This window comes from Asticcacaulis sp., assembly GCF_035497195.1.
Taxonomy (GTDB): domain Bacteria; phylum Pseudomonadota; class Alphaproteobacteria; order Caulobacterales; family Caulobacteraceae; genus Asticcacaulis.
In genome coordinates, this window is record NZ_DATJDZ010000030.1 from 18,512 (window position 1) to 31,023 (window position 12,512).

The 12,512-nt window shown below is 62.2% G+C and carries 11 protein-coding genes; 6 read left to right on the forward strand and 5 right to left on the reverse strand.

What is annotated here, in order from left to right:
• The first annotated feature begins 142 nt into the window (after positions 1-142).
• Positions 143-481, forward strand: a complete 339-nt coding sequence (locus VL130_RS17510; RefSeq protein ID WP_325364992.1) for a PadR family transcriptional regulator — start codon at positions 143-145, stop codon at positions 479-481.
• 11 nt (positions 482-492) lie between these two features.
• Positions 493-1,617 (forward strand): HAAS signaling domain-containing protein, encoded by a 1,125-nt coding sequence (locus VL130_RS17515; RefSeq protein WP_325364932.1) that lies wholly within the window; start codon positions 493-495, stop codon positions 1,615-1,617.
• Here the strand turns inward: VL130_RS17515 and VL130_RS17520 are convergent.
• Positions 1,614-2,960 carry a GGDEF domain-containing protein gene (locus VL130_RS17520; RefSeq protein WP_325364934.1) on the reverse strand — a complete coding sequence of 449 codons (1,347 nt, stop codon included), beginning with the start codon at positions 2,958-2,960 and terminating at the stop codon, positions 1,614-1,616. The two genes, VL130_RS17515 and VL130_RS17520, sit on opposite strands and share 4 nt — an antisense overlap.
• A gap of 228 nt (positions 2,961-3,188) precedes the next feature.
• Here VL130_RS17520 and VL130_RS17525 point away from each other — a divergent pair, with 228 nt between their 5' ends.
• Positions 3,189-4,637 carry a DUF4832 domain-containing protein gene (locus VL130_RS17525; protein WP_325364936.1) on the forward strand — a complete coding sequence of 483 codons (1,449 nt, stop codon included), beginning with the start codon at positions 3,189-3,191 and terminating at the stop codon, positions 4,635-4,637.
• A gap of 36 nt (positions 4,638-4,673) precedes the next feature.
• Here the strand turns inward: VL130_RS17525 and VL130_RS17530 are convergent, their stop codons facing one another.
• Together VL130_RS17530 and VL130_RS17535 are read right to left on the reverse strand one after the other, a co-directional pair.
• Entirely contained in the window at positions 4,674-6,488 is a 1,815-nt protein-coding gene (locus VL130_RS17530) for a DUF885 domain-containing protein (protein ID WP_325364938.1), read from the reverse strand.
• A gap of 17 nt (positions 6,489-6,505) precedes the next feature.
• Entirely contained in the window at positions 6,506-8,476 is a 1,971-nt protein-coding gene (locus VL130_RS17535) for a DUF885 domain-containing protein (RefSeq protein ID WP_325364940.1), read from the reverse strand.
• Positions 8,477-8,627: 151 nt separating this feature from the next.
• Between VL130_RS17535 and VL130_RS17540 the strand changes: the two genes are divergently transcribed.
• The 3 genes from VL130_RS17540 (at position 8,628) to VL130_RS17550 (ending at position 11,669) form a co-directional block, all read left to right on the forward strand.
• The gene (locus tag VL130_RS17540; RefSeq protein ID WP_325364942.1) at positions 8,628-10,220 is read left to right on the forward strand and encodes an FMN-binding glutamate synthase family protein; all 1,593 of its coding nucleotides are present in this window, start codon (positions 8,628-8,630) and stop codon (positions 10,218-10,220) included.
• Positions 10,221-10,304: 84 nt separating this feature from the next.
• Positions 10,305-10,835 carry a superoxide dismutase[Cu-Zn] gene (gene sodC / locus VL130_RS17545; protein WP_325364944.1) on the forward strand — a complete coding sequence of 177 codons (531 nt, stop codon included), beginning with the start codon at positions 10,305-10,307 and terminating at the stop codon, positions 10,833-10,835.
• A gap of 261 nt (positions 10,836-11,096) precedes the next feature.
• The gene (locus VL130_RS17550; RefSeq protein WP_325364945.1) at positions 11,097-11,669 is read left to right on the forward strand and encodes a hydrolase; all 573 of its coding nucleotides are present in this window, start codon (positions 11,097-11,099) and stop codon (positions 11,667-11,669) included.
• Here VL130_RS17550 and VL130_RS17555 read toward each other — a convergent pair.
• Entirely contained in the window at positions 11,656-12,030 is a 375-nt protein-coding gene (locus VL130_RS17555) for a hypothetical protein (RefSeq protein WP_325364947.1), read from the reverse strand. The genes VL130_RS17550 and VL130_RS17555 overlap by 14 nt on opposite strands.
• Before the next feature lie 32 nt (positions 12,031-12,062).
• The gene (locus tag VL130_RS17560; RefSeq protein ID WP_325364949.1) at positions 12,063-12,455 is read right to left on the reverse strand and encodes a hypothetical protein; all 393 of its coding nucleotides are present in this window, start codon (positions 12,453-12,455) and stop codon (positions 12,063-12,065) included.
• Positions 12,456-12,512: the final 57 nt, after the last annotated feature.

Here is a 12,512-nt window from a genome sequence, read left to right on the forward strand (position 1 = left end):
ATTCCGCTCCCCTGTTATGCGGCAAACGATATCACAACTGCCGGTTACCAGCAACGGATGGACGCCACTTGACAAGGCATACTGTATTGCACATACTGTAGATCATACAGTGTACAACGCATACTATACGAGACGCAGCTATATGGACGAAAGCGACCTTTTTGAGAGCCTGCGTGCGGAGTTTCGGCGCGGCTCCCTCAGCCTGGCGGTCCTCGCCCGGCTTCGGGTGGAGCGCTACGGCTACACCCTGCGTCAGGCCCTGGCCGAGGACGGGCTGGATATGGAGGAAAGCACCCTCTATCCGCTGTTGCGCCGCCTGGAGACCCAAGGGCTTCTGGTCAGCGAATGGCGTGAAGAGGAAAAGCGCAAAAAGCGGTTTTACATCCTCTCGCCGGCCGGTGAGATCATGCTGGAACGGCTGATCGAAGAATGGCGGGCGATCAGCGCCTCGCTTGAGAAAATAACAGGTGAAAAGGTTTAACGGGGTTCAAAATGGACATGCTGGAAGATTATCTGCGGGCCGTATCGCGGCTTCTGCCCAAGGCCAAACGAGAAGACATCATCGCCGAACTGCGTGACGAAATTCTGACACGCATCGAGAGCCAGGAAGGCGAACTGGGCCGCACGCTCACGCCTGATGAGACGGAACAACTATTGCGAGACTTCGGCCATCCGATTGTCGTGGCCGCGCGCTACCGCGACGAACCGCAATACAGCGTCGGCCCCGCCCTCTATCCCTTCTGGATCTTCGCCGTGCGCATGGCGGTGATCCTCGAAGTCGTCATCTCCGCCCTCGTCTTCTTCGGTCGCCTCATGGCCGGCGCCAATCCCGCCGAGGCCCTCGGCACCGCGATCGGCTCCGGCATCACCGGCGTCATGACCCTGATCGGCTTCGCCACGGTCGCCGCCTGGATCATCGAGCGCAAGGGCATCACCATCGCCTATTTCAAAACCTGGCGCGTCCGCGACCTGCGTTTCCTCGATTTCGCCGCCTGGGACTGGGCCGACGTCAGTGACTGGATGGCCGCCCGCACCCCGCGTCCGCAAGCTGCTTCACACGATTACGGTGCTTATTATGGCTGGAACCTGCGGCAATCCTCCGCCGGTCGCGGCGTCAGCGCCATCGTCGCCGGCGTGGTCTTCATCCTGTGGTGGGTGGGCGCCTTAAGCTTCGGCCTGACCCCGATCCCGGTCGATTACGCCAGCCTGCACGTCGATCCCGGCGCCCTGGCGCATGTTGACTGGCCGGCGCTAAAGGCCGCCGTCTACTGGCCGGTTCTGGCGTGGTCCCTTGCGCTCATCCTGTTTGGCACAGTCATCCTGACCTGGCCCCGCGGCGTGCGCCTGCGCGGCGTCATCGACATCTTCATGGGGCTGGCAGGCCTGGCGATCGCGCTGTGGATATGGACCGCCTCACCGGTGGCGAATGCTATCCGGGTCGACAGCGTTCAGGTCCTCCTCCAGCGTATTCAGGCCTTCTTCATCCAGCCCCTGCCCATTCCGCTCGAACTGGCCGCCACGGTGTTTTTGATCCTGTTCGCTTTTGGCGCCTTCTGCCGGGCACTCGGCGGTCTGTGGGAACTGCTCACCGGCGCCCCGCGCTATCCGGGCGATTAAGCCGCCTTCATCGTCGGCCGGTGCAGACGGACACAGTTCCGCCCACCGGCCTTGGCGGCATAGAGCGCGATATCGGCCAGCGCCACCAGCTGCGACAACTCAGCGTCCGATGCCTGCGACCAGTGAATGCCGAAGCTGGCGGTAATCTGTCCGCAGGCACCGAAATCGAAGGTCTCGATGCACTCGCGGATCTTTTCCGATACCCGTTGCGCCCCGCGCCGGTCGATGCCGGCGCAGACCACCACGAACTCCTCGCCGCCCCAGCGCGCCACCAGATCGGCCCCGCGCACATTGCGACTGATCACCCCGGCGATTTCAGCCAGCACCTGATCGCCATAATCGTGGCCGTAGCTGTCATTCAGCGCCTTGAAATGGTCGATATCGATCAGGATCACGGTCACGGCGGCCTCACGCCTGTCTTTCCTCAGGTCCGTAAAGCGTTCGGTCACGCCGCGCCGGTTCAGGATTTTCGTCAGATGATCATGGTTGGCCGCCGCCTGCGCCTCACGCAGCGCCAGCGCCTCCAGGGTCCGCCGCCCACGCAGGGCGCGCCGCAGGTTGCCGAACCGGTAACCGAGATAGACGACGATCATCATGATCCAAAGGCCAAGCAGTAGCGAATACCATTGCGCCTCGCTCATGATCGCGGTCTTCACCTCGATCTGACGTATCTGGAAGGCGTGCGGCCCCAGCGGCGCCTCGGAGCCGGTTTCGATGATCATCGAGGTGATATTATCGAACTGCGGCCGGCCGAACTGCGGGGCCAGTTTGTACTTGCGCAGCCACCAGTCGGCCACGCCGAAATCGTCCGGCACGAAACTGGTCCGCTGCCACTTGCCGGGCGTGGTGTCGGCCTCCACGCGCAGATATTTCGGCGTGTCGTCATCGGTGGCGCGGCTGTAATGCGGGTCGAAATTCTTCAGATGCACCCGGAACGACGTCGCCTGCCCCTCGTACATCAGGGAGATGGCCAGGGTGCGCATATTGGTCAGGTTCAGCCCGTGGGTGCCGCGATTGCGATCGACGAACAGTTCATAACCACAATAGGGATAAGGGTTGCCGGCGCGCAGATCACAGGCCCAGGCCAGTGGTCCGGTGCCCTGCACCACCGTCTTGCCGCCGGAATCGGCATCAGAAAAGATCAGATGACTGTTTGAGACAGTGCTGGCCGGTGTGAACCGCGTGGTGCGCAGCAAAATCTGGTCCTGCCAGATAACGGCGCCGGCAGTCAGCAGCAGCAGACACAGCAGCGCCAGTTCAAACCTGACATTCGCCAGCAGGTGCCCAAGCCTTCCGGCCCGTTCCGAGAAATATCTATGCAAGCCCTTGATACGCAAGGCCATTTACTACCTCAACCCACTGGTTTCCATTTTCCCCTGTGGATATCTTACACCCCAACCCTAAGCGGACCGTGAAGGTTTAGCGTTAACGGGGCTACCTTGAGATACCGCGTCTAGAATTATTTCTTTTTATTTCGTTTTGCATCATTTTATAACTTGTAGTATTTTTATAGCCGACTAATCTGAGAAAAAGGACAACCCGGCTGGGTCCGGGTGACACGGGAGATATCAATGACTGTGTTTGCGTTTTCCCGCACTCGCCGCATTCTGGCGCTTTCGGCTCTCCTGCCTTTGGCCCTGACCGCCTGCGGCACCAGCACGCAGGCATCCCCGGCGGAGCCACCGCCTGCGCCAGACTCCGCGGTTCAGGCGGCCTTTACCGCAACAGACTCCGATTTTCCCAATCCCGAACGCGGCTTCTACCACGCGTCCGCAACCGGCCTGGAAGCGCTCGACGCCGCTGAGATGGCGCGGGCCTATGCCGACGGTTACCGGCTGATTTATGCCCGGATCAATCTCGATGATTACCGTGATGTCGACCTGCCGCCTGCCTTTCTCGACCGGCTTGACGCCGGATTCGCCGTCGCCCGATCAGCCGGCGTCAAGCTGATCGTCCGCGCCACCTATAATTATCCGCAGGGCGAGACCGAATATCACGACGCCCAGGACGCGCCTCTGGCGCGGGTGAAAAGCCAGCTCACACAACTCAAGCCGCTCCTCTATCGCAATGCCGACGTCATCGCCTTCATGCAGGCCGGCTTCATCGGCGCCTGGGGCGAGTGGCACACCTCGTCAAACAACCTCACCACGCCTGAAAACCGCACCGCGATCAAAGACGCCCTGCTCGACGCCGTGCCGCCGACGCGCTTCATCCAGTTCCGCTATCCGCCCTATATCCGCGACTGGTATCCGAACCCGCCGGGCGTCGCCGCCGCTCTGAAAGACAATTTCCGCATTGGCTTCCATAACGACTGTTTCCTGGCCAGCCAGACCGATGTCGGCACCTATTCGGAAGACCCGGCCACCCGCGCCGGCGAGCAGCAGTTCACCGACGCGCTGGGCGATGCCGGTCCCTTCGGCGGCGAGACCTGCAATCCGGCCGATGACCCCGGCGCCATTCCCCGCGCCGCCTGTACCGATATCCTGGCCGAGGGCGCGCGCTACAATCTCACCTACCTGAATGATGGCTATTACCGCCGCCTGTTCCACGACAACTGGACCAAAGGCGGCTGCATGACCGAGGTCCGCAGCCATATGGGCTACCGCTTCGGCCTGGTCAGCGCCAGCCATCCGAAACTTGCCAAACGCGGCGGCGATCTGGCGATTTCAATCCTGGTCCGCAATTCAGGCTGGGCGCGGATCTATAATGCCCGGCCGGTCGAGATCATCCTGCGCGATCCGGTCTCCGGGGACCTCCAGCGCCTGGAAGCCCAGGGTGCCGATCCGCGCCGCTGGCTGCCCGGCGCCGATACGGCTGAAACGCTGAAGATAAGCCTGCCCACTGATTTTCCGGCCGGTGTGCGCGAGGTCTGGCTGGCCCTGCCCGATGCTGACAACCGGCTTACGGGTGATCCTCGCTTCGCCGCGCGACTGGCAAATGCAGACGACACCGCGAAAGGTCAAAAATGGGACGCGGCGATGGGCGCCTTCGCCCTCGGAACGCGCGTGAATATCCAGTGAAAGAGAGGCCGGGCAACGCCGGCCCTCTCTTTCACCCTAGATCAGTCCCGCATCCTTATAGACCTGCTCCAGCACATCGAGCGGCACGGCGCCGGCCAGCAGACCGGTATCGTGGAACTTTTTGATATCGAATCCCGCCCCTGCCTTGGCCTGCATCTTCTGACGCAGCTCCAGCCACTTGATCTTGCCGACCATATAGCCCAGCGCCTGGCCGGGCCAGACGGCATAGCGCTCGATCTCGGTCTCATTCAGATCGCCGGTATAGGTCTTCATGAAGTCCATCGCCTGCTCGCGGCTCCAGCGCTTGGCGTGCATTCCGGTATCGACCACCAGGCGGCAGGCGCGGAACATGGCGTCGTGCAGATAGCCGATATGGCCGAACGGATCGTTTTCATACATCCCCATATCGGTGCCGGCCAGTTGTTCGGCATAGAGCGCCCAGCCCTCGATATAGGCGTTGAAGCCGGAAATCTTGCGCAGTTCGGGCAGGTTCTTGTTCTCCTGCTGGATCGAAATCTGCATATGGTGACCGGGAATAGCCTCATGATAGGTCAGGGTCGGCAGGGTCCATGACGGCACCTCGGCCGTATCGCGCAAGTTGATGTAATAGGCGCCGGGACGCGATCCGTCGAGCGAAGCGCCCATGTAATAGCCGCCCGGCGCGCCCAGTTCGGTCGCCTTCGGCACGCGCTTCACCGTCACCTTCGATTTCGGCAGCACGCCGAAGAACTGCGGCAGCTTGGCGAAAACGACGTCGATCTGCTTGTTGAGATCGGCCAGCAGTTTGTCCTTGCCGGCGTCGGTATTGTCATAGATGAACTTCGGATCTTTCGTCATGGCGGCCATGCGTTCGCCGGTCGTGCCCTTGGTCATGCCATGCGCCTGCATGATGGTTTCCAACTCGGCGTTGATTTCCTTGACCTTGTCGAGGCCGATCTGATGGACCTCCTCCGGCGTGAAATTGGTCGAGGTATTGGCCCGCACGCCAAAAGCATAGCGTGCGTCACCACCCGGAATATGCCAGACGCCGGCGTCGTGTGTCGCCTTGGGCAGGGCCGCCTTCAACGCCGCAATCTGACGGTCGAGCGCCGGCAGCACGCCGTCCTCATAGGTCTTGGTCGCGCTTGCCGACCAGTCGCCGGCAATGGCCTTTTCCTTGGCGCGCCTGACCAGCGACTGCACCAGCGGCGACACATCGGCCTTGGTGCCGCGCTGCGTTTCCATCTGCCTGATCGCCTTTTGCAGGGCGAAATCAGGTGGCACGATGCCGTCGGCGATGCTGGCATTGAAGCGCGCCGTCTCCTGATCGAGCACCGTGGCGTACTGGCTCAGGCGCGACATATAGGCGTCGGCGTCGTCCTTGCTCTCGACCGTATGCTGGCTGTCGAGGAAGTCCGGCACGTACTGATAACTGCCGGTCAGTTGCGTGATCGGATACGGCCCCCAATAGGTGCCGCCGTCGCCGTATTTGTAAGCCTTGTAGCCTTCCGATTGCAGGCCGAAATCCCACAAAACGGTGTCGTAATTGATGCGGTCCATGCTGGTCAGTTTCGTCCGGTCGATGGCTTTCAGATTGGTGACCGCCGTGTCGTAGAAGGCCGCCAGCCGCGCCCGCTCTTCCGGTGTAGCGGGATCGATTTTCGATTTCAGCCCAGCCAGCTTACCCTTGTCGAGGCCGAGCGAGGTCGCCAGCATCGGCGAATTGGCCACCTGCTCGTCATAGATCGACTGGAAAAGCGTGTTGAGATCGGCGGCCTTTTTGGCGGACTGGGCGACCGGTTTCGAGCAGGCCGTCACGGCCACAGCGGTCAGGGCCGAGGCTCCGGCCAGCAGATTACGACGATTGATCATGGGGTTTTCCTTTTTCATCAGATCAGGCCCGCAGCCCTGTAAACATCATCCAGCACATCCAGCGGCACGGCGCCGCACAAGAGGCCGGTATCGTGGAAACGCTTGATATCGAAGCCCGGCTTCGCCTTCGCCGCATCGCGCAGCTTCAGCCATTCGAGCTTGCCGACCATATAACCCAGCGCCTGGCCCGGCCACACGCAATAGCGTTCCACCTCGGCCGTCGCCTCGCCCTGCGCCTTGCCGGCGGTATCCATCATGTAGGTGATCGCCTGCTCCCGGCTCCAGCCCTGCGCGTGTATCCCGGTATCGACCACCAGCCGCACGGCGCGGAACAGGGCGTCGTGCAGATAACCGATGCGCCCGGCCGGATCACTGTCATACATACCCATCTCGCCGGCCAGTTGCTCGGCATAGAGCGCCCAGCCTTCGACATAGGCATTGAAGCTCGAAAGCTTGCGTAGCAGCGGCAGGCCGGTCGCCTCCTGCTGGATCGTGCCCTGCAAATGGTGACCTGGTATGGCCTCATGATAGGTCAGGGTCGGCAAGGTCCAGCTCGGCAGTTCCGAAATATCGCGCAGATTGATGTAATACATCCCCGGCCGCGCCCCATCGATCGAGCCCGGACTGTAATAGCCGCCCGGCGCCCCGGCCTCGATCGCCACCGGCACACGCTTGACCTGCACCTGGGACCGCGGCAGCACGCCGAACCACTGCGGCAGGCGGGCCTGCACGGCCTTCACCTTGCCGTTGAGATCATCAAGCAACTTCGCCTTGCCGGCGTCATCATTGGCATAGAGATATTGCGGGTCTTTATACATCGCCTTCATCCGCTCCCCCACCGAGCCTTGCGTGCGGCCCATCCCCCGGAAGCGCGTCTCCAGTTCGGCGGTGATCTCGCTGACCTTTTGCAGGCCCAGCGTGTGGATGTCCTTCGCCGTCAGGCTTGTCGAGGTATTGAGCTTCACGCACTGGTCGTAATAGGCGGCGCCATTCCCCAGGTAACGCACCCCCGCGTCATGTTTCGCCATGCTTTGCTGCGCCGTCAGGGCGTCGATCTGGCGCGTCAAAGCGTCCTTCACCGGTCCGGTGACGATGGCCGTGGCCTGTGCCTGCCAGTCGCCAGCCACGCCCTTCGCCGCCGTGCGCGTCGCCAGAGACGTCACCAGCACGGACGTCGCCGGATCGGTGTCGCGCATGGCCGTCAGGGCCGCGATCGTCTTGTTCATTATGAAATCGGGTGGCACCACACCGCGCGCGAAATCGGCCTTCAGCCGCGCCGTTTCCTGATCGAGCACGACCGCAAAAGCGCTTAACCGGCTGAGATAGGCCTGCGCATCACCCGCGTTTTCAATGGTGTGCTGGCTGTCGAGGAAGTCCGGAATATATTGCCAAGACCCCGAAAGCTGGCTGACCACATAGGGATTGGGGAAACCACCGCTCCATAGCCCCCCACACGGCGCGCTGTCGCCAAAGCTGAAATTGCGCGCCAGGGCCAGTTGGTTGGTATTGTCCCACAGCACGGCATCGTAATTCACCCGGTCCGTTGCCGCCAATTGATCGCGCGGAATGGCGCTCAGGCGATCGACCGCCCGCTTCAGCCGCGTGACATGCGCCGCCTGGCCGGCGGCGCTGCGGTCGTCCAGCTTCGATTTCAACGCGGCATATTCGCCCTTGTCCAGTCCCGCATAGGTGGCCAGCGCCGGCGAGGCGATCAGCATATCGCGCAGAATCGCATCAAACGCCGATTTCAGCGCGGCGGCCACTTCGGGCGGCGTCACGCTGGGCACCGGCGGCTCAACGGGCTTGGGTGGCGGGGCGGCCTTCCTTGGCGCGGCCCTGGCCTTTGTTTTCGGTGTCTTTTTACGCGACTTGCTCTTTTTGGAAGTCTTCTTCGCAGCCGGTTTTTTCTTCTTTGCGGCCAGCGCTTCGGTAGCGGTCAGGCCCAGCAAAGCGCCCAGCGCGCCGACCAGAAAACGACGATCGATCATATTAACCCACTTTTATGGTTTATTATTATAGCCGAACCTATGCCGAACTCGTCACGCCTGCAACCGGGCGCGCATGAATAGTTTGTCACCTGATGATTGCCGTCGCGGGCCGGTGTGTTAAGACCGCATGGGGGCAGCAGAGAGCAGATCCATGTCGCGTTTCTTCGTTTTTAATCTGACCGTCGCCCTGACCCTGCTGTTTCTGGCCCTCGCCTTAACGACAAACCCCGACTTCGCCTGGCCGCTCATTCTGCTGCTGCCCCTCAGCCTGCTCGGCGTCTATGACCTGATCCAGCCGCACCATTCGATCCTGCGCAACTATCCGCTGATGGGGCATTTCCGCTTCATCTTCGAATATATCCGCCCGGAAATCCGCCAGTACCTGATCGAGGACGAGCGCGACCCCCTGCCCTTTTCCCGCGACCAGCGCGCCATCGTCTACCAGCGCGCCAAGAACGCCTCGGATATGCGGCCCTTCGGCACCGTGCTCGATACCAGCGCCACCGGCTACGGCTGGGTGTCGCATTCGGTCATGCCGGTCGAGATAAAAGACGCCGACTTCCGCATCACCATCGGCGCCGCCGCCTGCACCCAGCCCTATAACGCCTCCATCCTCAATATCTCAGGCATGAGCTTCGGCGCTATCGGCCGCAACGCTATCCTGGCCCTCAATACCGGCGCGAAAATGGGCGGCTTCGCCCACGACACCGGCGAGGGATCGATCAGTCCCTATCACCGTGAAGGCGGCGGCGACATCATCTGGCAGGTCGCCACCGGCTATTTCGGCTGCCGCACGCCCGATGGCCGTTTCGATCCCGACCTGTTCGCCCTCACCGCCACCGATCCGCAGGTCAAGATGATCGAACTCAAGCTCAGCCAGGGCGCCAAGCCCGGCCACGGCGGGGTGCTGCCCAAGGCCAAGATCACCCCGGAAATCGCCGCCACTCGCCTGATCGACACCACGCACGACTGCATTTCCCCGTCTCGGCACTCAGCCTTCTCCACACCTTTGGAAATGCTGTCTTTTATCCAGCAATTGCGCACGCTTTCCGGCGGCAAGCCTGTCGGTATCAAGATGTGCGTCGGCCACCGCTTCGAGGTGCTGGCCATGATCAAGGCCATGCTCGAAACCGGCATCCGGCCCGATTTCATCGTCATCGATGGCGGCGAAGGCGGCACCGGCGCGGCCCCCATGGAACTGTCCGATCATGTCGGCCTGCCCCTCATCGAAGGCCTCAGCTTCATGCACAACGCCCTGACCGGCGCTGGCCTGCGCGATGATCTGCATCTGGGCGCTTCCGGCAAAATGGTCACGGCCTTTGATTTCTGCCGCATCCATGCGCTCGGCGCCGATTACGTCATGGCTGCCCGCGCCTTCATGTTCTCGCTCGGCTGCGTCCAGGCCCGCGCCTGCCATACCAACAAATGCCCGACCGGCATCACCACCCAGGACAAGCACCGCCAGCGCGCCCTGGTGGTCGCCGACAAGGCCCCGCGCGTCGCCAGTTTCCACCACAATACACTCGGCGCCATCGCCCAGGTGATCGGCGCCGCCGGCCTCGCCCATCCGGCCGACCTGCGCCCGTGGCATATCCATATGCGCTCGGCCACCGGCGAAGTGGTGCGCGGCGATGTCGCCTACCACCACTTACCGCGCGGCGCCCTGCTGAGCGGCGATGTCGATGACCGGCTGAAACGCGAATGGGATCGCGCCTCGGCTGATAGCTTTATGCCGCAATTTTGATGGATTCCTGACAATCCCGCCTTTGCACAGCCTTGTTTTTGTGGCACTCGCTTTAAGAACCATTCGCAAACAGGGAACCTCCGCATGATCCGTTATACGCTTGCCGCCCTCGCCCTCCTGGCCGCCGCCCCGGCCCTGGCCCAAACCGCGCCCCCGGTATCCGACGCCCTGACCGGCAAGCTGGCCGGCCCTGATGGCGCCGATCTCGGCACCATCACCATCAAGCCGGCGCCGAACGGCGTCATCCTGCGCGTCGAAGCCAAGGGCCTGACACCCGGCTGGCACGCCATGCACTTCCATGAAAAGGCCTCCTGCAGCGACGAGAAATTCGCCTCCGCCGGCGGCCATGTTCACAGCATGACCCCGGTCACCCACGGCCTGCTCAATGCCGACGCCAATGACGCCGGCGACCTGCCCAATCTCTTCGCCCATGCCGACGGCACGGCCACCGCCGAGGTCTATTCCAGCCTCGTTTCGGCCAAGCCCGGCGGCAAGCTGCCCGCCCTGATGGATGAAGACGGCTCTTCGGTCGTCATCCACGCCCTGCCGGACGACTACACCACCCAACCGATCGGCGGCGCCGGTGTCCGCGTGGCCTGCGCCGCGATACAATAGGCGTTTCATTGCGCCAATGCCCCGGTGCAGTTAGCGGCGTTTAAACACAGGAACTTTGCTTTTCTTGTACCTTCCCGCTTGTCGGGGAGCCGGGCGGCCGGTGCCGGGGACCGCACGTCGCGCGAAGCGCTAGATGCGGCGGTGGGGGTACTTTCTCTGGATTTAAGCTAGGGCCGTCCGCGAAAAGGCGGTGGACAGCCTCCGCCTGACCTTACTAAAGAACCGCATCCGGGGCTGATCATTTCCATTAAAGGCCTTGCCATGTCCCTCCCCCCGCTTGATCCCCGCACCACAGCCCTTGTCCTGATCGACCTGCAAAAGGGTATAGCCGGTGATGGCCGCGCCCCATATGCCAGCGAGGATGTCGTGGCCAGGAGCAAGGCTCTGGCCGAACGTTTCCGCGCCGCCAGCAGCCCCGTTTTTCTCGTCCACGTCCACTGGGCGAAGGATTACAGTGACGCCCTGAAACAACCGGTCGATCAGCCCGCACAGCTACCCGCCGACGGCCCGCCCGCCGGTTGGGCGGATTTGGTCGATGGTCTGAAACACGACGGCGACATTATCATCCACAAACGCAACTGGGGCGCTTTTCACGGCACCGATCTTGACCTGCACCTGCGCCGCCGCGGCATCCAGACCATCGTACTGGCCGGCATCGCCAGCAATTTTGGCGTCGAATCGACGGCGCGCGACGCCTGGGAACGCAATTACAATCTCATGGTGGTCGAGGACGCCTGCACCACCACCTCCGTCGAAGCCCATGCCCTGGCGTTCAAATACATCTTCCCGCGCATTTCCCGCGTGGTCAAAACCGCCGACGTCACCCTGGCTTAGAGGTCTCGTCGTCCGTGTCCGTCGCCACTTTTGCGACATCCCGCGGCGGACGCAGCCATATCTTGACCCGCCGGCGCAACATCATCCCGCCCAGAAACATCACCAGCAGAACCCCGGCCAGCAGCCAGAAAAACAGCCCCCTGATGATCACTTCATCCGAATGGGCAAAATACCAGGTCACGCCGTCATGATACCGCGGCTGCACGAAGCCCCCCGCCGCATCCGTCACATGCGGGCGCACCGCATAGAGGTGCGCCAGAAACATCGGCAAGCTGATCGCGGGGATAAGGGTGAAAATGAATGCCGCCAGCAATCGCCACAAGGCATCCGGTCCGGCAGAGGCAGCGCGATTTTCTTTCATGACCCGAAAATAGACCACACGCTCCTAAAATCTCAATGCGGAACCAATGGCAGGGAAAGCTGCCGCTTTGCCGCCGGAATAACCACCGGCGCATAGGTCCGCGCCTTCACCACCGCTTTCACCGGATAGGCCGTGCGCGCGGAAACCTTCGGCCGCACCAGCACACTGACGCGCGGCTGCACCTGCGGCACGACCGGCGCCTCGCCATTAATGGCGATGCGCACCATGCCGCCGCAGGCCGCATCCGTGCAGCGGTATTTCCATTCAAGCAGGTCGACGAACTCCACACCCATGTGGTTTTCGATCAGCCCCTGCACGCTCTCCCCCCATTGCTGCCCGCAACTCCGGCAGGTGACACCGATCTTTGTATCGCGCGGCAAATCCTTCACTTGCGGCGGACAGCTATAGACTTTGGTATCCAGCATGGTGAACACTCCCTAGTTAATGTTCCCATTTTGTTCCAACTGTGGATAAGAGTCAAC

What these genes read in the sequence shown, in the direction of transcription:
- VL130_RS17535 (WP_325364940.1), bottom strand. Translation starts at nt 8,476, where the DNA reads ATGATCGATCGTCGTTTTCTGGTCGGCGCGCTGGGCGCTTTGCTGGGC.
- VL130_RS17540 (WP_325364942.1), top strand. Translation starts at nt 8,628, where the DNA reads ATGTCGCGTTTCTTCGTTTTTAATCTGACCGTCGCCCTGACCCTGCTG.
- VL130_RS17525 (WP_325364936.1), top strand. Translation starts at nt 3,189, where the DNA reads ATGACTGTGTTTGCGTTTTCCCGCACTCGCCGCATTCTGGCGCTTTCG.
- VL130_RS17510 (WP_325364992.1), top strand. Translation starts at nt 143, where the DNA reads ATGGACGAAAGCGACCTTTTTGAGAGCCTGCGTGCGGAGTTTCGGCGC.
- sodC (WP_325364944.1), top strand. Translation starts at nt 10,305, where the DNA reads ATGATCCGTTATACGCTTGCCGCCCTCGCCCTCCTGGCCGCCGCCCCG.
- VL130_RS17520 (WP_325364934.1), bottom strand. Translation starts at nt 2,960, where the DNA reads ATGGCCTTGCGTATCAAGGGCTTGCATAGATATTTCTCGGAACGGGCC.
- VL130_RS17515 (WP_325364932.1), top strand. Translation starts at nt 493, where the DNA reads ATGGACATGCTGGAAGATTATCTGCGGGCCGTATCGCGGCTTCTGCCC.
- VL130_RS17530 (WP_325364938.1), bottom strand. Translation starts at nt 6,488, where the DNA reads ATGATCAATCGTCGTAATCTGCTGGCCGGAGCCTCGGCCCTGACCGCT.
- VL130_RS17555 (WP_325364947.1), bottom strand. Translation starts at nt 12,030, where the DNA reads ATGAAAGAAAATCGCGCTGCCTCTGCCGGACCGGATGCCTTGTGGCGA.
- VL130_RS17550 (WP_325364945.1), top strand. Translation starts at nt 11,097, where the DNA reads ATGTCCCTCCCCCCGCTTGATCCCCGCACCACAGCCCTTGTCCTGATC.
- VL130_RS17560 (WP_325364949.1), bottom strand. Translation starts at nt 12,455, where the DNA reads ATGCTGGATACCAAAGTCTATAGCTGTCCGCCGCAAGTGAAGGATTTG.